17 protein-coding genes are annotated in these 24204 nt (G+C 41.7%); 14 read left to right on the forward strand and 3 right to left on the reverse strand.

The genetic code is table 11. The features are described 5' to 3' along the window. Positions 1 to 55: 55 nt before the first annotated feature. Together ribBA and AK824_RS00550 are read right to left on the reverse strand one after the other, a co-directional pair. Positions 56 to 1168, reverse strand: coding sequence for a bifunctional 3,4-dihydroxy-2-butanone-4-phosphate synthase/GTP cyclohydrolase II (ribBA, locus tag AK824_RS00545; RefSeq protein ID WP_057757842.1), 1113 nt, complete (start codon positions 1166 to 1168; stop codon positions 56 to 58). Positions 1169 to 1517: 349 nt separating this feature from the next. Beyond that, the gene (locus tag AK824_RS00550) at positions 1518 to 2807 is read right to left on the reverse strand and encodes a replication-associated recombination protein A (protein WP_057757844.1); all 1290 of its coding nucleotides are present in this window, start codon (positions 2805 to 2807) and stop codon (positions 1518 to 1520) included. Between the two features lie 486 nt (positions 2808 to 3293). Between AK824_RS00550 and AK824_RS00555 the strand changes: the two genes are divergently transcribed. Together AK824_RS00555 and AK824_RS00560 are read left to right on the forward strand one after the other, a co-directional pair. Then, positions 3294 to 3827 (forward strand): hypothetical protein, encoded by a 534-nt coding sequence (locus AK824_RS00555; RefSeq protein ID WP_057757846.1) that lies wholly within the window; start codon positions 3294 to 3296, stop codon positions 3825 to 3827. A gap of 211 nt (positions 3828 to 4038) precedes the next feature. Continuing rightward, entirely contained in the window at positions 4039 to 4971 is a 933-nt protein-coding gene (locus AK824_RS00560) for a hypothetical protein (protein WP_057757849.1), read from the forward strand. A gap of 132 nt (positions 4972 to 5103) precedes the next feature. Here AK824_RS00560 and gltA read toward each other — a convergent pair whose 3' ends face one another. Next, positions 5104 to 6384 carry a citrate synthase gene (gene gltA, locus AK824_RS00565; protein ID WP_057757851.1) on the reverse strand — a complete coding sequence of 427 codons (1281 nt, stop codon included), beginning with the start codon at positions 6382 to 6384 and terminating at the stop codon, positions 5104 to 5106. A gap of 1017 nt (positions 6385 to 7401) precedes the next feature. Here gltA and sdhC point away from each other — a divergent pair. The 12 genes from sdhC (at position 7402) to wecC (ending at position 24189) form a co-directional block, all read left to right on the forward strand. Then, the gene (gene sdhC / locus AK824_RS00570) at positions 7402 to 7788 is read left to right on the forward strand and encodes a succinate dehydrogenase, cytochrome b556 subunit (RefSeq protein ID WP_082624524.1); all 387 of its coding nucleotides are present in this window, start codon (positions 7402 to 7404) and stop codon (positions 7786 to 7788) included. A gap of 2 nt (positions 7789 to 7790) precedes the next feature. After that, a complete protein-coding gene (sdhD, locus tag AK824_RS00575) occupies positions 7791 to 8195 on the forward strand; it encodes a succinate dehydrogenase, hydrophobic membrane anchor protein (RefSeq protein ID WP_057762261.1) in 405 nt (134 codons plus the stop codon). Positions 8196 to 8526: 331 nt separating this feature from the next. Then, the gene (gene sdhA, locus AK824_RS00580) at positions 8527 to 10377 is read left to right on the forward strand and encodes a succinate dehydrogenase flavoprotein subunit (RefSeq protein WP_057757857.1); all 1851 of its coding nucleotides are present in this window, start codon (positions 8527 to 8529) and stop codon (positions 10375 to 10377) included. 223 nt (positions 10378 to 10600) lie between these two features. Further along, positions 10601 to 11311, forward strand: coding sequence for a succinate dehydrogenase iron-sulfur subunit (locus AK824_RS00585; RefSeq protein WP_055123743.1), 711 nt, complete (start codon positions 10601 to 10603; stop codon positions 11309 to 11311). A gap of 914 nt (positions 11312 to 12225) precedes the next feature. Further along, entirely contained in the window at positions 12226 to 15102 is a 2877-nt protein-coding gene (locus AK824_RS00590) for a 2-oxoglutarate dehydrogenase E1 component (RefSeq protein ID WP_057757860.1), read from the forward strand. Between the two features lie 154 nt (positions 15103 to 15256). Continuing rightward, positions 15257 to 16504 carry a 2-oxoglutarate dehydrogenase complex dihydrolipoyllysine-residue succinyltransferase gene (odhB, locus tag AK824_RS00595; RefSeq protein WP_057757863.1) on the forward strand — a complete coding sequence of 416 codons (1248 nt, stop codon included), beginning with the start codon at positions 15257 to 15259 and terminating at the stop codon, positions 16502 to 16504. A 261-nt stretch (positions 16505 to 16765) separates the two neighbouring features. Further along, on the forward strand, positions 16766 to 18220 hold the full coding sequence (gene lpdA, locus AK824_RS00600; RefSeq protein ID WP_057757866.1) for a dihydrolipoyl dehydrogenase: 1455 nt from the start codon (positions 16766 to 16768) through the stop codon (positions 18218 to 18220). A 158-nt stretch (positions 18221 to 18378) separates the two neighbouring features. After that, positions 18379 to 19545, forward strand: coding sequence for an ADP-forming succinate--CoA ligase subunit beta (gene sucC, locus AK824_RS00605; RefSeq protein ID WP_057757869.1), 1167 nt, complete (start codon positions 18379 to 18381; stop codon positions 19543 to 19545). A 150-nt stretch (positions 19546 to 19695) separates the two neighbouring features. Beyond that, on the forward strand, positions 19696 to 20571 hold the full coding sequence (sucD, locus tag AK824_RS00610; protein ID WP_057757872.1) for a succinate--CoA ligase subunit alpha: 876 nt from the start codon (positions 19696 to 19698) through the stop codon (positions 20569 to 20571). 92 nt (positions 20572 to 20663) lie between these two features. Next, entirely contained in the window at positions 20664 to 21728 is a 1065-nt protein-coding gene (gene galE, locus AK824_RS00615) for a UDP-glucose 4-epimerase GalE (RefSeq protein WP_057757874.1), read from the forward strand. A gap of 40 nt (positions 21729 to 21768) precedes the next feature. Beyond that, entirely contained in the window at positions 21769 to 22914 is a 1146-nt protein-coding gene (wecB, locus tag AK824_RS00620) for a non-hydrolyzing UDP-N-acetylglucosamine 2-epimerase (RefSeq protein ID WP_057757877.1), read from the forward strand. 30 nt (positions 22915 to 22944) lie between these two features. Beyond that, a complete protein-coding gene (gene wecC, locus AK824_RS00625) occupies positions 22945 to 24189 on the forward strand; it encodes a UDP-N-acetyl-D-mannosamine dehydrogenase (protein ID WP_057757880.1) in 1245 nt (414 codons plus the stop codon). The last annotated feature ends 15 nt before the right edge of the window (positions 24190 to 24204 follow it).

A 24204-nucleotide genomic window follows, 5' to 3' on the forward strand; every position in this document is an offset into this window, starting at 1 on the left:
CATGTCAGCGTGCCTTTTTAATAACTCATTCTTCAACTAATCTCTTAAACAGTCGTTAGTCTTGCTGCGGTGCATGAACAAAATCAACCACATTCAGATCAAAACCTGACAATGCAAAAAACTTCATTGGCGATGACAATAAGCGCATATCACGCACCCCTAAATGACGTAATATCTGTGCACCAACACCGATACTACGATATGGTTGTTGCGTAATGGTTGATTGAGACTCGTTGTCTGCGGCTTTGTCCAGCGCATCTCCTAAATCAACTGGCTGATTGCTACCAATCCATACCAGCACACCACGATCTGAAGCACTGATTTCTTCTAGTGCTGACTGTACACTCCAGCCACTACGGCCCGTCATGTCATTTTTAGCTGCAAATAAATCGCGTAATGGGTGGAAACCATGAACACGTACAGTGCTGACACCTTCGCTGACATCACCTTTTACCAAGGCTAAATGTGTTTCTTCAGCGCCAAACTCACGGAACCGATGTAGCGTAAAAGTACCGTGTTCAGTTTCAAACGGATGTGACTCAATCTCTTCTACCGTTTGCTCATTAGCGATACGATAATTGATAAGGTCAGCAATAGTGCCTATCTTGATGTCATGCTCTTTTGCAAATATTTCAAGGTCGTCACGGCGCGCCATCGTACCATCTGCATTGATAATCTCTACAATCACCGCTGCAGGCTCTAGACCCGCCAAACGTGCTAAATCACAACCCGCTTCTGTATGGCCTGCACGGTGAAGAACACCGCCGTTTTGTGCCATAATTGGAAAAATATGTCCAGGCTGAACAATGTCTTCAGGCTTTGCTGATGAAGATACCGCCGCCTGAATAGTACGTGCACGATCACCAGCAGAAATACCCGTGGTGACGCCTTCAGCAGCTTCAATCGAGACAGTAAAGTTGGTGCTAAACTTCGCCTCGTTACGATCTGACATCAGTGGCAGCGCCAATTGCTGGCAACGCGCTTGTGATAAAGTCAAACAAACCAAGCCACGTGCGTGAGTAATCATAAAGTTAATATCTTCAGGGCGGACATGCGTCGCTGCCATGATGATATCACCTTCGTTTTCGCGGTCTTCATCATCCATCAAGATGACCATTTTTCCAGCACGAATGTCTTCGATAATCTCAGGGATTGCATTTAAACTCATAGTAAATCTCAATATTTTATTATTTATAAATAGGTGTCATTTAGAATATAAGGCTCTATCTGCTTATTGTAGCAGTAGATAGTACAAAGCGCTGTTACGGTCAAGCAAAGCGCTACTACGGTCAAGTGAATCGCGCTATAAGCAATATAATTTGATATAAAGGTGACTCGCTTACTTAATTGCTTGTATATATCATTATCAGGTTATTTTAACGCTTTTCAGCGTCACGTGCTGCGCCATCTTCCCACTATATCGTTCAGTATGTCAAAAATAGTCATAAATATTATCAATGAACATTAAAACTGACCCATAAATCTGTACGTTATATTTTTATTAATCTATATCGTAGTTAGTCATTACTCGCTGCTTGGCTTTTTAGCCAGTCCATAAACTGCTTACTATGCTGCTCACGCTGATTATCTGCAAACTCGTAGAAACTGGTACCAACTAAATTATCTGGTAAGTAGCTTTGTGGATAGTAATGGTTAGGATAATCATGCGGATAAGCATAACCTTGACCGTAGCCTTGACTACGCATCAGTTTGGTCACGCCATTACGCAAATGTAGCGGCACAGGAGAGGCGTCTTTTTCTGCCAACGCCATCGCCGCATTGATGGCTTTATAAGTGCTATTACTCTTAGCGCTAGTGGCCAAATAAACCACCACTTGCCCTAAAATAATCCGCGCTTCTGGCATGCCGATTGATTGCACACTACGCAATGCTGCATCCGCGAGGAGCAGGGCGTTAGGGTTGGCATTACCGATATCTTCGCTCGCCAAGATGACCAAGCGCCGCGCGATAAAGTCAGCAGGCTCACCGCCTACCAGCATCCGTGCCATCCAGTATAGTGCGGCATCAGGGTCTGAGCCACGTACGGACTTTATCATGGCCGAGATAATGTCGTAATGCTGTTCACCATCTTTGTCATATCTCACCAAAGCAGTCTGTGCCACTCGGCTGACCAATTCATCATCGATAATCACTGGCGACTGTTTGGCATCAGCGGTCTGAATCGCTAACTCTAATAAGTTTAGCGCTTTTCGAGCATCACCATGAGCCAATTGACTAATGGTATCTTTTGCTTGTAAATCGACGGTCAACCTTTTGAGTATATTGTCTTCTGAGAGGGCTCGTTGCAACACGGTACTTATCTGCTCAGGTGTTAACGGCTCTAAACGATAAACTTGGCAACGTGATAGTAGAGCGTTGTTGACACTAAATGACGGGTTCTCCGTAGTGGCGCCAATCAGAGTAATATCACCAGACTCTACCGCGCCCAAAAGTGCATCTTGTTGAGCTTTATTAAAGCGATGAATCTCATCAATGAAGACCACAGGTGATTCAAATGCCAAGGAATCTCTACTATCTAAGACTTCACGTAACTGTTTGACACCAGTATTTAATGCGGAAAGCGCATGAAAAGGTCGACTAACGGCATCGGCTAACAACATTGCAATGGTCGTTTTGCCAATGCCTGCTTCACCGTGCAGGATAATAGATGGCAGATGCCCTTGCTCTACCAAACGGCGTAACGGTGCACCAGCTGCTAGCAAGTGCTCTTGACCAATGATATCGGTAAGAGAAGTAGGGCGCATACGCTGAGCAAGTGGGGTATCGGCATGGAAGTTAGGTAGCATAAGACTCTCTATCGAAAAATGAAAAAACTATCTACTATCTACTATCTACTATCTACTAGCTGCAATGGTAGTAATGGCAAGGCATCTATAGCTAAACCCAAATAACAGCATACTAGGCTACCTTTATCATTCTCATTAGGTTTCGACGCTCATATACGTTTGGCATGATTTTCGCAACAATTCTATAATAGTAATGAGTATTAGACATCAGCAGTAGAAGTAGGCTAGTTTATAAGGATAGTACTTGTTACAAGTCATACGCGCTAGGTTAACGCAAAAATATGTTAATGAAAGCTAACTAAGCGTATAGCTTGTGTCCCGAGCACTTTAGTTTTCATCATTTACCTATATTAACGGCTCTACTGTTAACGGTTCTACCGTATCGATGGGAAAATTTGGCCAATCGCGACTGTTAACTGTTAACTATTAACTATTAACTATTAAACACTAAAAATGGCTTATCAAATATAAGGTATTGCATTAACGATGTCTGAACCGACTCTTAAACGCTTATTCAGTCGTTACTTGCGTAGTGATACGGGCAAGCAGCAGTCACGTTATCTGACAGCTGGCGAAATAGCATTGGCGCATTCAGTATTTGGTGACAGCATCAAACTTGATGAAGTGCAGTTAAAGACAGCGTGGTGGGTACTAAAACATTATGCCGTTAGCCCCAATGGCAATATTTACTTTAATTCAGTCGATTGGATTACGGATTTTAGCGAAGCTCCATTGAGTAAACAAAGCTGGCTTATACACGAGCTAACGCACGTATGGCAGTTACAGCAAGGCTTAAAGGTTGTACGCGGAGCAATCATCAACCGAAAATACGACTACGTGTTAGAAACAGGTAAATCATTTTTTAAGTATGGTATTGAGCAGCAAGCACGCATGGTTCAAGACTATTTTGTACGTCGTCAGCGTGGTCAGAACTGCCAAGAGTGGGAAGCTTGTATTCCATTTGTGACGGTGCAGTCTATTGTTAAGGCAAAAAATACTGATGATCTATCAGTCCTCTAGTTTTTAAAAGTAATAGTAAGCTTGGCTATGATAAGTCATAACTGAACTATAGAACGATACATTAACTGAAACACAGGTCAGTTGGATAAATACTGGATAACTATATTGGACGATTTAACAGTCAGTTATGTTGCTAAAAATCAAAGAATAATGAACCGCAGTTGTAATTTACCCTTTAATAATTTTGCTTTACCAAAGGATATGCACTCTCATGTTTAAATTTTTGTCAGTAAAGCCTAATGTTGATACCCGCTACCCACCGACTTTGCTTATAGCCGCATTGTCAGGAGTGTTGTTTTTGACAGGCTGTCAGCAGTCTGACACATCGCCTGTAACTGATGACAGTCAAACCAGTGAAAAAACAAGCGTAGAAGACAGTCAGCCTATGCCAAAAAGCGACTCAGCTGCGGCGCGCATAAAACAATTTCAGCCGATATATGTCGCACAGGCGCAAAGTTTACAGAGACGATTGCAAGCAGAATATGAGTCATTGCAAGCGGCAGATGCGTCAGACAGTGAGGAGCTTTTATTACTGAATACTAATAATAGTGAAAATACAGATAGTAATAACGAAGTAGCAATCGATAATATCGCTCCTAACACAAATACTACCGCTACCAGTTCTGAAGAAGTAGTGTCATCGAATAACGATATCGCCTCGATAGACAGCAATCCAAATGTAGATACAGAGGTTGACGTCAATACTAGCACTGAAGTTGGTGAGCGCGATTTAACGGTTTTAAAACGCATCAGTCTTGAGCCGCGCAAACCTGTTATGTTGACCGAAGACCAAATCATAGAACGCTATCAGCAGACCATGGACGCTTTATATCAACCGGTGACAACACCGCTCAGTGCAGAGGATTCTGATACATTAATCAACGTGGCGACGTTGGTGCCGCAGTTATTTGAGCATGCAGAGATTGCTGGTAGAGTAAGCGCAAAAAGTCCGGCACTTGCTCGTTTAATTATTCAGCATCAGGTATGGGAACAAATAGAAGCTCAGCAAGTGGTTGATATGCAGCAAATGAAACAGAAGCAGCAACGAGAGTTTGAAGCGCTAATGGCTAAATTTAATGAAACCATCGAAGGATACGATGAACAGATTGCCAAATATGAGCAAACGTTAAAAGAGTTTCAGTAACTGACTATATTTTTATGAACTGATTGAATTAATCATTTCTCATAAAACAATCAATATCGAATAACGAGAGTTAAGACAATAAAAAATCCCGCACGATGGCGGGATTTTTTATTGGATAACGATTATTTTTGCTTACTTGCGATCTTCAACTTTTACAAAATCACGGCGCGTTTCACCAGTGTATAACTGACGTGGACGACCGATTTTGAACGGAGCGCTGTGCATTTCTAACCAATGGCTGATCCAACCTGAAGTACGAGCCAATGCAAAGATTACGGTAAACATTGACGTTGGAATACCGATAGCTTTCAAAATGATACCAGAGTAGAAATCAACGTTTGGATATAGGTTGCGCTCGATGAAGAACGGATCTTCTAACGCAATTTTCTCTAGTGCCATCGCCAATTCAAGCTTAGGATCGTTGATACCTAGTGCTTCTAGTACTTCATCACAAGTCTCTTTCATTACTTGAGCGCGTGGATCGAAGTTTTTGTAAACACGGTGACCAAAGCCCATTAGCTTCACTTCACGGCTTTTCACTTTTTCCATGAATTCAGGCACGTTCTCAACAGTACCGATTTCGTCTAGCATCTCAAGAACAGCTTCGTTCGCGCCGCCATGTGATGGTCCCCAAAGGGCTGCGATACCAGCAGCGATACACGCATAAGGGTTCGCACCAGTAGAACCAGCTAAACGTACCGTTGACGTAGAAGCATTTTGCTCGTGGTCAGCGTGCAAGGTAAAGATTTTGTCCATTGCGCGAGTGATAACGTCGTTTTTCTCGTAGTCTACGTCAGCAGGCGTTGCAAACATCATGTATAAGAAGTTTTCTGCGTAGTTGAAGTCGTTACGCGGATACATGAACGGTTCGCCTTGTGAGTATTTATAACTCATTGCAGCAAGCGTAGGCATCTTAGCAATCAAACGAATAGCTGTGATTTCGCGATGTTCTTCATTGCTCACGTCTAGGTCTTCATGATAGAACGCTGATAAAGCACCAACTACACCAACCATGATAGCCATTGGATGCGCGTCACGGCGGAAGCCTTCAAAGAACTTACGCAATTGATCATGAACAGGAGTATGCTCGCGGATTTTTTCAAAAAATTCTGCTTTTTGCTCAGCAGTAGGTAGGTCACCATGTAAAAGTGCATAAGCAACTTCTAGGTATTCAGCATTGTTCGCTAGCTCGTCGATAGGGTAGCCGCGGTGTAATAATTCGCCTTTGCCACCATCAATATAAGTAATCTTTGATTCAACAGGAGCAGTTACTTTAAAACCAGGGTCATAAGACCAAAATCCTGATTCTTGTAAAGCAGCAATATCGATAACTGGGCGCCCTAAAGTACCTTTAATAATAGGAAGTTCGTATTCTTCACCATTCACGGTTAGTTTGGCATTAGTATCAGCCATAAATTGCTCTCCATTGGTTTAACTTGTTAGAATAAATTACTACAGACGCATACCCTCGCGTCATTGTCGGTTGAACGGTAAAAGTGCATTCAACTCATTTAGTACGCAGGGTATATTAGCAGCAATTCTTGATGATTTGAAAAAACTTTTATGGACCATGTGTCCAATTGGCGCGGTGTGGCGGTGGTTATTCGCTGTAATTTTTGTATCAAAATATGTCTGTCAGGTTATTTTGCTTAAAATTCCTCTGTTTTTGAGCAAGTTTATAGCAGCATTATCGGACTAGTATTTTGGGTTTGTAAATATATTTTAGAGACAAAACTCATAAATAATGACACCAAAAACTGGCAGACTATGCCTAGTAAGCGGATTAAAGTTTGTCATAATAATCACTGTTAAAACCAGTATTATTCTTATCCATTCATTTATTGATTAAATATGTATATATTCTTACTGAATGGATAAATTTGTAATTATTGCTCAGGCATTTTATAATTGTAGGAATTAACTGGCACTAGCTTTGCGCGAATTAATAAATGACCATGTTATAGTGTCGTTCAGAGCGTCTTCTATTCATGCTTATTTACGATTGTCTGGTGTTACGATAGACCAAACCGCATTCTATGGTTTGAACTTTCTTCTTAACCAATCTTTTTTATCTGTTTGGCACAAGATTTCAAGTGCCTAATATAAGGTCTGCTCTGATATAGAAGACATAGTAACGTTGTCTTACTATTCATACGACCTCTAAAATAGACTGGTTAGTCGATGTTACTCATGTTTATTCTCTTTGTTGTATAATAGATAGGTTGTTTGATAGGCCTGTCGATTCGACAAGCGACATTGAACAGTCTATCAATACCTTTATATACATGATCCTTTCTTCATATTTAGCGCAAACTAAACGAAGTCAGCTAGCTCTTCCTTACTTTATTCGTCTCGTGTGTTGCTCAATGCTCAATTGGCACTATTTATGTCAGGCGTTGATAGCAGATACAGGAGTATAACCGCAAAAGGATGCCCGCTGTGAAAAGCAACCGACCTATTGATCTGCCTTTAAGCCAAGTGATTAGCGTTAATCGCTCACCGATCGCGATCGCCTCTATCTTGCATCGTATCTCTGGCATTATTTTATTTTTATTGATTCCTGTCATGTTATGGATACTACAGAACTCATTGGCATCGCCTGAGAGTTTTGCGACCGTATTTGACAACGTACTTGTGCGCTTTTTGGCATGGATATTTGTTGCCGCCATTGCATATCATTTTGTGATGGGTATCAAACATTTATTTGCTGATATGGGCATGAACGAAGAGCTAAAATCTGGCCGCACTGCCTCTATGGTCAGTTTTGTGATTGCAGCGATTTTAGTTGTCGCGTCATTTGTATGGGTGATGTTCTAATGATAAAAAATGATTCAGGAATCAAAAGTGCTACTGGTCTGACAGGTTCAGGCTCACGTGATTGGATTATTCAGCGTATTAGTGCTGTTGTTTTAGCCGTTTATAGTGTGGTATTGCTGGGCTTCTTTTTGACCCATGGTGATGTCACTTTCGTTGAATGGTCATCATTTATGACCAGCCTACCAATGCGTCTATTCAGCTTGGTTGCAGTACTTGCACTAGCTGGTCATGCTTGGGTTGGGATGTGGACAGTATTTACTGACTATATTACAACAGGCAAACTGGGCTCAAGCGCAGCAGGTTTACGTTTAGTACTACAGTCATTGATGATTATCGCTATTTTAGTATTTCTATTTTGGGGCATCATGATTTTTTGGGGTAACGGTTTCGGTATCGCTGCCGTTTAACCATCTCATAAAAAGCTCTGATATCTATATATAACGACGGATGCATCCAATTGCTACATTAGTTGGTAAAGCATTTTAGAGTCATCCGTTGATAGCCAAGAATAGTCATAGCATTGGACTAGCATTGCTGATCAGCTAATCTGATTATAGTTGAGTAAGCTTAGTTCAGTATAACGATAGATATGCAAATTAAGTGGTTAATGATTATTGAGACTCTTTATTTTATAAGCGTATGAAATGGCCAAATAGTAAGCCTTTATAGCTGTAATAGAGATGTCTCAAAAAGCCTTTGATTTACTTTTACGCATTAACAGGCATTAGGAAAACCGTAATGGCAACTAGACAAGACAATACCATTAGTAATATCAAGACCCTAAACTACGATGCAGTTATCGTCGGTGGCGGCGGCTCAGGTATGCGTGCTTCATTGCATTTAGCGGAAGCGGGCATGAAGGTTGCAGTTCTTACCAAAGTATTCCCAACGCGTTCGCACACGGTTGCCGCTCAGGGTGGTATCGGTGCAAGTTTGGGTAACATGAGCAATGACAACTGGCACTTTCACTTTTATGATACCGTTAAAGGATCAGATTGGTTAGGTGACCAAGACGCTATCGAATATATGTGCCGTGAAGCGCCAAAAGTAGTCTATGAGCTTGAGCACATGGGCATGCCGTTTGACCGTAATGAAGACGGTACGATTTATCAGCGTCCGTTCGGTGGTCACACTTCTAACTATGGCGAAAAAGCGGTACAACGTGCTTGTGCCGCTGCTGACCGTACAGGTCATGCACTACTACATACGCTATATCAGAAAAACCTAGAGCAAGGTACTGAGTTCTTTATCGAGTGGATCGCGCTTGATTTGATCAAAGACGAAGCTGGTAACATCAACGGTGTCGTCGCGCTTGAGCAAGAGACGGGTACGATTGCAGTATTCCAATCACCAATTACTGTCCTAGCGACAGGTGGTGCTGGTCGTATCTTCGCAGCTTCTACCAATGCTTATATCAATACTGGTGACGGTATTGGCATGGCAGTACGTGCTGGTATTCCATTACAAGACATGGAGTTCTGGCAGTTCCACCCAACTGGTGTTCATGGTGCAGGTGTACTATTGACTGAAGGTTGTCGTGGTGAAGGTGCTATCTTGCGTAACAAGGATGGCGAAGCGTTCATGGAGCGTTATGCACCAACCGTGAAAGACTTGGCACCACGTGATCTCGTATCGCGTTCAATGGACCAAGAAATCAAAGAAGGCCGTGGTTGTGGTCCTAATGCTGATCATATCGTAATGGATATGACGCATCTAGGTGTTGAAACCATCATGAAGCGTCTACCATCAGTATTTGAGATTGGTAAAAACTTCGCCAACGTTGACATCACTAAAGAGCCAATTCCAGTAATCCCAACCATTCACTACATGATGGGCGGTATTCCAACCACTATTCATGGTCAAGTGATTGTACCGGATCTAGAAGCAGGTACTGATGAAGACGGCCTATATGCTAAAGGCAACGTCGTTAAAGGTCTTTATGCAATCGGCGAATGTGCTTGCGTAAGTGTACATGGTGCTAACCGTCTAGGTACGAACTCTCTACTAGATCTATTGGTATTTGGCCGTGCAGCTGGTAAGCATATTGTTGATGAGTTCCATCATGCAGATCACAACTACAAGCCGCTTGATCCACGTGTACTTGACTTTACAGTGAAGCGTTTAGACAAGTTGCAACAGTCTACTGAAGGCTACAATGCGCAAGACGTGGCTGATGAGATTCGTGCTACGATGCAAAAACACGCTAGTGTATTCCGTACGCAAGCGATGATGGACGAAGGCGTTGAGAAAATTTTAGCGCTAGGTGAAAAGATCGACAAGATTCATCTTGGCGATAAATCACAAGTGTTCAACACAGCACGTATTGAAGCATTCGAAGTTGCTAACTTGTATGAAGTAGCAAAAGCAACAATGATATCTGCAGCGAAGCGTCATGAAAGCCGCGGCGCGCACAGTGTATCCGATTATGATCGTCCAGAAGATGATGATTACGCACCTAACGGTCGTAATGACCACGATTGGATGAAGCATACTTTATGGTACTCTGAAGGCAATCGCATCATTTATAAGCCAGTACGTAAAGTGCCATTAACCGTTGATTATATCGAACCAAAAGTCCGCGTCTACTAATTCTAGACTGCATACTTTATATATAGTTGATAGATAACAGCAGTGTTAACGTTTTATCCCTTATTAATTTATTAAAAAGGTGACCGCCAGCTACATGCTCATGCCAGCGCTACTACGCTATTAATTGGTATCCGATACTGGTTATCAGTACTGATTAATAGCTAGCGCAAATATGTTGCAATCTTTGTATGCCCGCCATCACCTACGTGTGGAGTTTAGCATTATGAGCCGAGGTACTCGCACCATCGAAATCTATCGCTACGATCCAGATCTGGACGCAGCGCCACGCATGCAAACTTATACGATTGAGCTACTTGATTCAGATCGTATGTTGCTTGACGTACTATTACGCCTAAAGAAAGAAGATGAAACGCTTACTTTCCGTCGCTCTTGCCGTGAAGGTATTTGTGGCTCTGACGGCATGAACATCAATGGTAAGAACGGTTTGGCATGTCTAATCAACATGAACACGCTACCAGAAAAAGTAACGGTTCGTCCGCTACCTGGTTTGCCAGTAGTTCGTGATTTGGTTGTCGATATGAACCAGTTCTATGAGCAGTATGAGAAAGTACATCCGTACTTAATCAATGATCAGCCAGCACCGCCAACTGAGCGTTTACAGTCACCTGAACAGCGTGAAAAACTGAACGGTCTATACGAATGTATTCTATGTGCTTGTTGTTCAACCAGTTGCCCATCTTTCTGGTGGAACCCTGATAAGTTCCTAGGTCCATCAGCATTACTGCATGCTTATCGCTTCGTTGCTGATAGTCGTGACGGTGATACTCAAGCACGTTTAGCTCGCTTAGACGATCCGTTTAGCTTGTTCCGTTGCCGCGGTATCATGAACTGTGTATCAGTTTGTCCAAAAGGCTTGAATCCAACCAAAGCAATCGGTCACTTACGTAATATGTTGATTGACCAAGCTGGTTAAGCATAAATAATTGATCTTTATAGTTACTATACGAAAAACACCACCTATTCATTAGGTGGTGTTTTTGTTAGTTAAAAAGCTGATATATAGATTTACTACTTTTATACCTGACCTGTCATCTAAAAGATATGATGAATTTAGCCTATTGAAAAATAGGTATTAAGTGATTTATGAGTAAAACTATATGGTCAATACGTTGGTCGTATGTAAGAAGAAATAATATATAGACAATCACCCTATATAATCGAATATAGACATAGTCAAATTTTGGTATAATTGTATTTGGTATTTAATGAGATGATCAAAGCGTCTTTTTTGGCGCTTAATACATGTTGTTTGAGCACATTATGACATTATCAGGCTAAAATACTATGCGCACAATGATTATGCGTTTATAATTGATGACAGATATTCATTACATAAATACCTAGTATTGAACAAACAAACTATGTCGCAAAAAATGGGCATGATAATCTATACAGCAATGTATTTCTGTCTGAAAAGGCAGGATTTATCAGCAAATTTAGGCTAATTCAGCATTAATAACCAGTTTATAGGTTAGCTGAAAATATAATTATCTATTAATAGCTTATCATTAATGGATTGGTTATGACTTAAAGAAGTATATATAAATTAATGTTGTGAAACGAGCTAGATAAGAAAACTGAGCGTTCACAAATAGTTTTATTTTTAGACGGGTATTGCAATAAGACTTGTTACCACTATTTAGCATTACTTGCTCTTGTAGACAATGACAGCAATATTCTATGGTGATGGCAATACTTAGGGATAAAAGTGTTTTATCGAATAGTATTTAACAGGATATGACACATTGTCTAACTACCTGAGCATACAACGACTGACACAATAATAAGCACGATTCCATTCATTTATCTATCAAATAGACGATTATTATGAATAGTATAACCAAAGAAAAATCTGGCCAAGTACATACTGAACTGGCTGCCGATAACGCCAACTATATAGAAGCTCTCTACGAGCAATACCTAACAGACCCTGATAGTGTTGATACTGACTGGCAAACGTACTTTGAACAGTATAAGTCGCAGAACGATGCTCAGCATAACGCTATCAAAGATCAGTTCTTACTACTTGCTCGTAATCAAACGGCAAATAAGAGTAGCAGTACTGATACCGACTCTAGCAGCTTTGCCAACTGTGATCCTAAGCAGATGGGCGTACAGCAACTAATCTCAGCATATCGTCGTCGCGGTCATCGCCGTGCCAAACTTGATCCTTTAGATTTGCATCCACGTGCAGAAGTAGAAGATTTGACGCTTGCTTATCATAATTTGTCAGAAGCTGATCTTGATACCGTATTTCCAACCAATGATTTAGTCATTGGTAAAGATGAAGCGACATTGCGCGAAATCATCGAAATCATGGAACGTGTGTACTGTGGCCATATCGGTGTCGAGTATATGCACGTTACCACCAGTACCGAAAAACGCTGGATGGAAGAATATCTAGAGACCAATCTAGGCTATATCAAATTTGACAAAGAAAAACGCTTATCTATTCTTGAGCGCTTGACGGCTGCTGAAGGTCTAGAAAAATACCTTGCTCGTAAATATACAGGTGTTAAGCGTTTTGGTTTGGAAGGTGGTGAGAGCTTCATTCCTGCTATTAATGAAATCATTCAACGTGCTGGCGGATATGGCACAAAAGAAATGGTCATTGGTATGGCTCACCGTGGCCGCCTAAACTTACTAGTCAACATCTTAGGTAAAAATCCTGCAGACTTGTTTGACGAGTTTGATGGTAAAGTGCAGCCAGAAAAAGGCTCAGGCGATGTTAAATACCATAACGGTTTTTCATCTAATGTGATGACACCGGGCGGTGAAGCGCATTTGGCTTTAGCATTTAACCCATCGCATCTCGAAATTGTCGCGCCAGTACTACAAGGCTCAGTACGTGCCCGTCAAGTACGCCGTAACGATCAGCCACTACTAGATAATACTGGTGGTAATTCAGTATTACCTATCGTGATTCATGGTGATGCTGCTTTTGCTGGTCAAGGTGTGGTCCAAGAAACCTTCCAGATGTCACAAACCCGTGCTTATACCACTGGCGGTACTGTGCATATCGTGATCAATAACCAAGTTGGCTTTACTACTAGCCGTCAAGAAGATGTTCGTTCAACTGAATATTGTACTGACGTTGCTAAGATGGTTCATGCTCCTATCTTACATGTAAACGGTGATGATCCTGAAGCAGTCGTATTTGCTGCTCAGTTAGCATTAGATTATCGCCATAAGTTTGACAAAGACATCATCATTGATTTGTTCTGCTATCGCCGTAATGGCCATAATGAGGCAGATGAGCCATCTGCAACTCAGCCATTAATGTATGCTGTTATTAAGAAGCTTCCGACTACTCGTACTCTTTATGCGCAAAAACTTATCGCAGAAGGTATCTTGAATGCCGAAGAAGAGAAACAGTACGAAGATGATTATCGTGAGTCGTTAGACCGTGGTGATTATGTTGTCAGTTCACTGGTTCAAGAGCCTAACGAGCAGCTGTTTGTAGATTGGAAGCCTTATCTAGGTCATGATTTGGTTGATGATTGGGATACCAGTGTTGATATCGAAAAGCTCAAAGGTTATGGACGCTGTATGGCCGAAATGCCAGAAGGCTACAAGTTACAACGTCAGGTTCAAAAAGTCGTTGAACAGCGTCTAGCGATGCAAACTGGCGAAGAGCCTCTTAACTGGGGTGCAGCTGAGACATTGGCTTATGCATCATTGGTTGATAATGACGGCGTACTAGTACGTATTACTGGTGAAGATGTTGGCCGTGGTACTTTCTCACATCGCCATAGTGAAATATACAATGTCAATGATGGCAGTATGTATGTACCATTATCTCATTTAAGTGAGAACCAAGCACGCTTTGCTACTTACAACTCATTGTTGTCAGAAGAAGCGGTACTAGCCTTTGAATATGGTTACGCGACCACCGTACCGAACGCATTGATCGTTTGGGAAGCACAGTTTGGTGATTTCGTTAACGGTGCTCAGGTTGTGATTGACCAGTTTATCTCAAGCGGCGAAACCAAGTGGCAGCGTGTTTGTGGTTTGACGATGTTGTTACCACATGGCTTTGAAGGTCAAGGCCCTGAGCATTCATCTGCACGTCTAGAGCGTTTCTTACAGCTATGTGCTGAAGACAATATGCAGGTCATTACGCCAACGACTCCTGCGCAAATTTATCATGCATTACGTCGTCAGGCAGTACGTCCTATTCGTAAGCCGTTGATCGTTATGTCACCAAAGAGCTTATTACGTCATAAGCTAGCGACTTCTAACCTAGAAGAGCTTGCTAACGGTAAGTTTGAGACGGTATTGCCAGAAATGGACGATCACAACGCAGATAAAGTGACTCGTATGGTTCTGTGTGGTGGTAAGGTTTATTATGATTTGTTAGAGCAGCGCCGCGCATTGGGTCTTGATCATGTGGCTATCGTTCGTATTGAGCAATTGTATCCATTGCCAGAGACTCGCTTAATCGCTGAAATCGAAAAGTATAGTAACCTAACTGAAATCGTATGGACGCAAGAAGAGCCATTGAACCAAGGCGCTTGGTACTATTTAGCACCGCATATGTTCCGTATTGTCGTACCTCATCCAACCAAAGCAAAAGTCATGGAGCCAGTAGCGCGTCCTCCTAGTGCAGCCCCTGCAACAGGATCACCGAAACTGCATGCTCAACAACAGCAAGCACTTATTGCTGGTGGCCTTGGCATAAGTGTTGATGAGTTAGCTCAGTAATACCTTGTCTAATCAAAGATTATAGAAGATAAATGAATCAGGCGATGACAGTCAGTGTTTTTTAATAAATTATAAGCAAAATTATTAGAAAATTACTGGCTGCCTATCACGACTTAATAATAAGTATGAATATCCAAATCTAAGGAGTATATCGATGGCTGACATCAAAGCCCCCGTTTTTCCAGAATCGGTTGCCGATGGCACAATCGTTGAGTGGCATGTCACTGAAGGTCAACAAGTTAATCGTGATGACCTATTGGCTGAAATTGAAACTGATAAAGTTGTATTAGAAGTTGTGGCACCTGATGATGGTGTATTGACCAAAATCGTAAAGCAAGTTGACGATACTGTATTGTCTGATGAGCTTATCGCTCAGTTTGAAGCCGGTGCAAGCGCTAGTGCTAGCGCAGAAGAAGCGCCAGCAGTAGATCCAGATCAACCAGCTGCGCCAGTTCAAGCAAAACAAGCTGCCGATGGTGGTGAGCCTGTTCAAGCAACAGATAAGAAAGGCGAAGCTGATCATAAAGATCAAAGCCCAGCAGTTCGTAAAGCAGCAAAAGAGTCAGGCGTAGATCCTAAAGAAGTTGAAGGTAGTGGCCGCGGTGGTCGTGTAACCAAAACTGATATGGCTAACCCAACATTGAAATCAGACAGCAGCATCAAATCTGATAGCGGCCGTCCAGTTGCTGAATCAATGGGTGAGCGTACTGAAAAACGTGTTCCAATGACTCGTCTTCGTAAGCGTGTTGCTGAGCGTCTACTATCAGCATCACAAGATACTGCTATGTTGACGACGTTTAACGAAGTGAATATGAAGCCATTAATGGACATGCGCGCTAAGTACAAAGATAAGTTTGAAAAACGTCATGGCGTACGTTTAGGCTTTATGTCGTTATTCGTAAAAGCAGCGACAGAAGCACTAAAACGCTTCCCAGCAGTAAACGCTTCACTAGATGGTGATGACATTGTTTATCATGGTTTTTATGATATCGGTGTAGCAGTATCTTCAGATCGCGGCTTGGTTGTTCCAGTACTACGTGATACTGATCGCATGAGCATGGCTGACGTTGAAAGCACAATCCGTGAGTTTGGCGGTAAAGCTCAGCAAGGTAAGCTTGGTCTAGAAGACATGACTGGCGGTACTTTCACTATCTCTAATGGTGGTGTATTTGGTTCATTGATGTCGACACCTATCTTGAACCCACCACAAACTGCTATCCTAGGTATGCATGCGATCAATGATCGTCCAATGGCAGTTGATGGTAAAGTTGAAATCCTACCAATGATGTACCTAGCGCTATCTTATGACCATCGCATGATCGATGGTAAAGAAGCAGTACAGTTCTTGGTAACTATCAAAGAGTTGGTTGAAGACCCTGCAATGCTACTACTAGACCTGTAAGCTTTTAAGCTTGTATTGGCAACCGCTGATACAAGCTTTTTAACTTTGGTATAGATAATGATTTTTATTAATCAGCGATCGCTTGATGCGCTGATAACTGTATTCAAATGAATTTAATAATGGTGACTTGCTATCGATTATCGATGAGTGAGTCTATCTCATTGACATAGTGTATTAACTGTTCAGTGTAGATAACGCTGATCTATCAGCGAGATAACAACCAGTTTAAATGACACATACAATTAAAAATAGGAACGTACTATGAAAGACAATTATGATTTAGTCGTCATCGGCGGCGGTCCTGGTGGTTACGAAGCAGCTATTCGTGCAGGCCAGCTCGGTATGAGTGTTGCTTGTATCGAAAAGCGCGTTTATAAAGGCGAGCCAGCACTTGGCGGTACTTGCTTAAACGTTGGTTGTATCCCATCAAAAGCCCTACTTGATAGCTCACATCGTTACGAAGCTACTAAGCATGACCTTGACGAGCACGGTATCAGTACTGGTGATGTTGCTATCAATATCGAAAAAATGATAGAGCGTAAAGAAGGTATTGTTAAGCAGTTGACTGGTGGTGTTGCCGCGTTGCTAAAAGGCAATGGTGTTGACTGGCTACAAGGTTGGGGTACTTTAGTTGATGGCACGGGCACTGACAAAAAAGTCAAATTTACTGCTCTAGAAGACGAAAGCGAAGCAACGATCACTGCTAAGAATGTCATTCTTGCGGCAGGTTCTGTGCCTATCGAGATTCCTGTTGCCAAAACTGACGGTGACCGCATTGTTGATTCAACTGGCGCACTTGATTTCACTGAAGTACCTAAGCGTCTAGGCGTTATTGGTGCGGGTGTTATCGGTCTTGAGCTTGGTTCAGTATGGCGTCGTCTAGGTGCAGAAGTAGTCGTATATGAAGCACTTCCTAGTTTCTTAGCTGCTGCTGACAAAGACATCTCAAAAGAAGCTGGCAAAATGCTGAAAAAGCAAGGTCTTGATATCCGTGTCGATACCAAAGTAACCAATGCTGAAGTTCAAGGTGACCAAGTTGTCGTCACTAGCGAAAGCAAAGGTGAATCGAGCGAGGAGAGCTTCGACAAGCTAATCGTTTGTGTTGGCCGCCGTGCATATTCTGAAAAACTGCTTGGCGATGACAGCGGTATCACGTTGACTGAACGTGGCCTTATCGATGTTAATGACCAATGCAAAACCAATCTTGATGGCGTTTATGCTATCGGTGATTTGGTCCGTGGTCCTATGCTTGCGCATAAAGCAATGGAAGAGGGCATGATGGCTGTTGAGCGTATTCATGGCGAAAAACCTCAAGTTAACTATGACACTATCATCAATGTCATTTATACTCACCCAGAAATCGCATGGGTAGGTTTGACTGAGCAAGAAGCTGAAGAAGCTGGCTATGAAGTTAAAACAGGCTCTTTCAACTTGGCTGCTAACGGTCGTGCATTAGCGCAAAGCGAAGCGCAAGGTTCTGTGAAAGTAGTTGCTGATGCGAAAACAGATCGTCTATTAGGTATGCATGCTATCGCTGCTGGTGCTGGTGATATCGTCCATCAAGGTATGATCGCGATGGAATTTGTTTCTAGTATCGAAGACTTGCAGTTAATGACATTTGCTCATCCAACTATTTCAGAAGCAGTGCATGAAGCTGCTCTATCTGCAGATGGCCGTGCTATTCACGCCATCCAGCGCAAAAAACGTAAGAAATAAGTAGTTGCTCGTTTAGTTATTATCGATTTACAACCTGATTGGGGTATCGCTATTTTGGTGATGCCACAATCATGAGTGCGTCAGACGTATGATTAATATGTGTATGTACGCACTTGATTTCACTTTTTATTAATTGTAAAAAATAAAGGATACAATCAATGAATTTACATGAGTATCAAGCAAAAGAGCTATTAAAAAGCTACGGTTTGCCAATTCAAGAAGGCATCATCGCTCATAACGGCGAAGAAGCTGCTGCAGCTTTTGATAAAACCCCAACTGACATTGCGGTAATTAAAGCGCAAGTACATGCTGGTGGTCGCGGTAAAGCTGGTGGTGTAAAGCTAGTTAAAACTCGTGAAGAAGCTAAGCAAGTTGCTGAAGAGCTGATCGGTACTAACCTAGTAACGTTCCAGACTGATGCTGATGGCCAGCCAGTAAACTTCGTATTAGTTGCAGAAGATATGTATCCAGTACAAACTGAGCTATATCTTGGCGCAGTCGTTGATCGTGCAACTCGTCGTGTAACTTTCATGGCATCTACCGAAGGTGGTGTAGATATCGAAGAAGTGGCACACAGCACTCCAGAAAAAATCTTCAAAGTAAATGTTGATCCTTTAGTTGGTTTAATGCCTTTCCAAGCGCGCGACGTTGCGTTCAAACTTGGTCTAGAAGGCAAGCAAATCAATCAATTCGTTAAATTGATGACTGGCGCTTATAAAGCATTTGTTGAAAACGACTTTGCTCTAATGGAAATCAACCCATTAGCTGTTCGCGAAAATGGCGAAATCGTTTGTGTTGATGGCAAAATCGGTATCGACTCAAACGCACTGTATCGTCTGCCAAAAATCGCAGCGCTACAAGACAAAACACAAGAAAATGAGCGTGAGCTTAAAGCTGCTGAATTTGACCTAAACTATGTTGCTCTAGAAGGTAACATCGGTTGTATGGTTAACGGTGCTGGTCTTGCAATGGCAACCATGGACATCATCAAATTGTATGGCGGCAAGCCTGCTAACTTCTTGGACGTTGGCGGCGGCGCAACTAAAGATCGCGTTGTTGAAGCATTCAAAATCATCCTAGAAGACAGCAGTGTTGAAGGCGTTCTAATCAACATCTTCGGCGGTATCGTACGTTGTGACATGATTGCAGAAGCTATTATCGCTGCTATCAAAGAAGTTGACGTACAAGTACCAGTTGTTGTTCGTTTAGAAGGTAACAACGCTGAGCTAGGCGCACAAATCCTAGAAGAGTCTGGTCTGAAATTAATTTCAGCTCAAGGTTTATCTGACGCGGCTCAAAAAATTGTCGATGCTGTTAAAGCGTAAGTCTTTAAACATAAGTGTTTAGAGATAGACGCTTAAGCATAGTAGTCAAATCGTAATAGTGGTTTCTATAGCAAAGATTGATTATCAAAATCCGATAACAATAGCTATAAAGACCACTGTTACAAGACAACCGAATACAAGGAAAATATAATGAGTGTATTAATCGATAAAGATACCAAAGTATTGGTACAAGGTTTTACTGGTAAAAATGGTACGTTCCATTCTGAACAAGCCATCGAATATGGTACAAAAGTAGTTGGTGGTGTGACTCCAGGTAAAGGCGGTCAAACGCACCTAGGCCTACCAGTATTCAACACCATGGCGGAAGCTATGGAAGCAACTCAAGCTGACGCTTCTGTTATCTACGTACCAGCACCATTTGTACTAGATTCTATCGTTGAAGCAATCGATGCTGGTGTTAAGTTGATCGTTGTGATCACTGAAGGCGTACCGACTATCGATATGCTAAAAGCAAAACGCTATCTTGAAGAAGCTGGTGATGTACGTTTGGTTGGTCCTAACTGCCCAGGTGTTATCACTCCAGGTCAGTGCAAAATCGGCATTATGCCAGGCCATATCCATCAGCCAGGTAAAGTGGGTATCATCTCACGCTCTGGTACATTGACTTATGAAGCCGTAGCTCAGACAACTAAGCTTGGTTTTGGTCAGTCAACTTGTATCGGTATCGGTGGTGATCCTATCCCTGGTATGAACCAGATTGACGCATTGAAGCTATTCGAAGCTGATCCACAAACTGAAGCTATTATCCTAATCGGTGAGATCGGTGGTACTGCTGAAGAAGAAGCTGCTGCTTACATCAAAGACCATGTGACTAAGCCAGTTGTTGGTTATATCGCTGGTGTTACTGCTCCAGAAGGCAAGCGTATGGGCCATGCTGGCGCTATCATCTCTGGTGGTCAAGGTACTGCTGAAGAGAAATTCAAAGCGTTTGAAGATGCTGGTATCGCTTATACACGTGACCCATCTAGACTTGGTGATAAGCTAAAAGAAGTTACTGGTTGGTAAGATAGGCATTAGTCTACTAACTACCAAAACTCTATTGAATTACTGATAAGACACCCCTACAATGGGGTGTCTTTTTTATATCTGAATCTCTTATGAAAAACAAGATATTAGTTACTGGCGGTGCTGGATATATCGGTTCGCATACTTGTATCGCATTGCATGAAGCAGGCTATGATATTGTTGTATACGATAACTTATCTAATAGTAGCCGTGAAGCGATTGACCGTGTCTCTACTCTTATTGGACAGACAGTTGAGTTTATCGAAGGCGATATACGAGATCCTGAGTTACTCAGAGAAGTCTTTGCTTCACACGAATTCTTTGGCGTGATTCATTTTGCTGGATTAAAAGCAGTTGGGGAGTCAGTAGCAAAGCCATTGCTGTATTATAATAACAATGTCAGCGGCACCATAACCTTATTAGAAGTTATAGCAGAATATAATGTGAAGAATTTAGTTTTTTCATCATCTGCCACTGTCTATGGTGATCCTGAATCCTTACCCATCGATGAGAGCTCGAAGCGCTCTTGTACCAATCCTTATGGTCAGAGCAAGCTGACAGTTGAACATATCTTAGAAGGTTTAGCTGTGTCTGATGGCAGCTGGAACCTGATTGCTCTTAGATACTTTAATCCAGTAGGCGCGCATCCATCAGGACAAATTGGCGAAGACCCTAATGACATTCCTAACAACTTGATGCCTTATATCTCTCAAGTGGCCGTCGGCAAACTTGATAAGCTCAGTATCTTTGGTAATGACTATCCTACTGTCGATGGAACAGGTGTCCGTGACTTTATTCATGTCACTGATTTGGCGCGAGGTCATGTGGCTGCACTAAATTATCTAAATAAACAAACCAGACCAAATGAAGATGGTACGGCAAAAAAGAACTCAGTAGGCTTTTTACCTATCAACTTAGGCACTGGCAAAGGTACTTCTGTATTAGAATTGGTATCTGCATTTTCTGATGTATCTGGTCAGAGCATTCCTTATCAGTTCACAGATCGTCGAGTAGGTGATATTGCGATTTGCTATGCCAGTGCCGATAAAGCAAAATCGTTGTTAGGGTGGCAAGCTGAATTATCGATTGCTGATATGTGTCGAGATACATGGCGTTGGCAGAGCATGAACCCAAATGGTTACACTAAAGTGATATAATTCACTGACAAAAACAGACAAAAGTTAATAAGAGAACCTTATGATAAAAGTACTAAGTATATTTGGGACGCGTCCTGAAGCAATTAAAATGGCCCCTGTTGTAAAAGCATTAGATAGTAATCCAAATATTGAGTCCTTAGTTTGCGTAACGGCTCAACATCGTGAAATGCTTGATCAAGTATTGTCATTATTTGAAATAATTCCAGACTATGATTTAGATATCATGAAGTCAGGACAAAGCTTAACGCAAGCTAGTTCCAGAATGTTGCTTGCCCTTGAACCAGTATTGAAGGAATGCCAGCCTGACTTAGTACTTGTTCATGGTGATACTTCAACAACATTATGCGGAGCACAGGCCGCTTTTTATCAGCAAATCCCTATCGGACATGTTGAGTCGGGTCTACGTACTTATGATATTTACTCTCCTTGGCCGGAAGAAGCTAATAGACAGCTTACAAGTATAATTACTAAGTTACATTTTGCACCAACTAAAGCCGCTGCACAGCATTTATATGATGAACACAATAACCCTGATTATATATATACCACTGGTAATACAGTAGTCGATGCTTTGTTAGAAGTTAAGAACAAGCTTGAAAATAATGAAGCTTTACGCAATGAATTAAAACTTAAGTTTTCTGAGTTGGATTTTACTAAACGTCGCGTTCTGATTACTGGTCATCGTCGTGAGAACTTTGGTGATGGGTTTGAGTCGATTTGCCAAGCGATACAAGAGTTAGCGCAAAAGTACCCAGATTATGAATTTGTTTACCCTGTGCATTTAAACCCTAACGTTAAAGAGCCCGTAAATAGGTTATTAAAAAACCTTGGCAACGTCAAATTGATCGAACCTCAAGACTATCTACCTTTTGTATACTTGATGAGTACTAGCCATATAATTTTAACCGACTCAGGTGGCATCCAAGAAGAAGCACCTTCTCTTGGTATTCCAGTATTAGTAATGCGTTCAACTACTGAAAGGCAGGAAGCTGTAGAGGCAGGAACGGTGAAACTAGTAGGGACACATGCACCTACTATTGTAGCTGAAGTGAGCAGTTTGATTGAAAACGAGGCTATTTATCTCAAAATGAGTCAAGCACATAATCCTTATGGTGATGGACAAGCATCACAACGCATCACAGAAACTATTGTTAATTTTTTCAGTCAAGAAAAAATTTCGAAATAAATAATTACATATAAGTTAAGTGAGTTAATAATGAAAAATATTTGTGTTTTTGGTCTAGGTTATATTGGTTTACCAACAGCAGCGATGTTCGCTCATCATGGAGCAAATGTAATAGGGGTTGATGTTAACCAGCATGCAGTCGATACGATAAACCAAGGCAAAATACATATCGTAGAGCCAGGTTTAGAAGCCATCGTCAAGCAAGCCGTGGATAAAGGCAATCTTAAGGCTAGCCTCACTCCTGTACATTCAGATGCTTACCTTATTGCAGTTCCTACACCTTTCAAAGGTCAAGATCATGAGCCTGATCTTTCTTACATTCAAGCTGTTAGCAAAGCACTAGCCCCACTACTACAAAAGGGTGATGTAGTAATATTAGAGTCCACATCCCCAGTAGGTGCTACTGAAAAAATGGTTGAATGGCTCGCTGAAGAACGTGCCGATTTAAGCTTTCCTAAATATCATGAGCCTGATAACGAAGCGGATATCTTTGTAGCTTATTGTCCCGAGCGTGTATTACCAGGCAAAGTAGTTGAAGAGCTAATTTCGAATGATCGCATTATTGGTGGTATGACTAAAGAGTCGACCAGAAAAGCTCAAGAAGTTTATCGCATTTTTGTAGAGGGTGACTTACTAGCAACTAACTCTCGTACCGCTGAAATGGCAAAACTGACTGAAAATGCCTCTCGCGATGTAAGCATTGCTTTTGCTAATGAGTTGTCCATTATTTCAGATAAGCTAGATATTAATGTTTGGGAGCTAATTGAGCTGGCTAATCATCATCCACGTGTCAATATTCTACAGCCTGGTGCTGGAGTAGGTGGTCATTGTATCGCTGTGGACCCATGGTTTATCGTTAATCAAAACCCTGATGAAGCTAAAATAATCCGTGCGGCTCGTGAGATTAATGACAATAAGCCTAATTGGGTAATAAGTAAGATCAATGCTGAAATAGATACGCTAAAGTCTGAGAACATGGCTAGACCGAAAGTGGCGTTATTAGGCTTAGCATTTAAACCAAATATTGATGACTTACGTGAGAGTCCAGCTGTTAGCATTGCTAAAAATATGCTTGAGTTGAATAGTGCTGAGGTTTTATTGGTTGAACCAAATATAAAGCAGTTACCTGAGAAGCTGGCTACAGGTAATTTAGTTTCTTTAGAGAGTGCTTTAGAGCAAGCTGATATATTAGTGGTATTAGTCGCTCATGATGAGTTTGAAAAAAATCAATTATCTAGCAATGCTCGTCTAATCAATGTTGTTAGTGATATTTGATTTGATTGGTTGATA

It is taken from the genome of Psychrobacter sp. P11G3 (genome assembly GCF_001435845.1).
In the GTDB taxonomy this organism is placed as follows: domain Bacteria; phylum Pseudomonadota; class Gammaproteobacteria; order Pseudomonadales; family Moraxellaceae; genus Psychrobacter.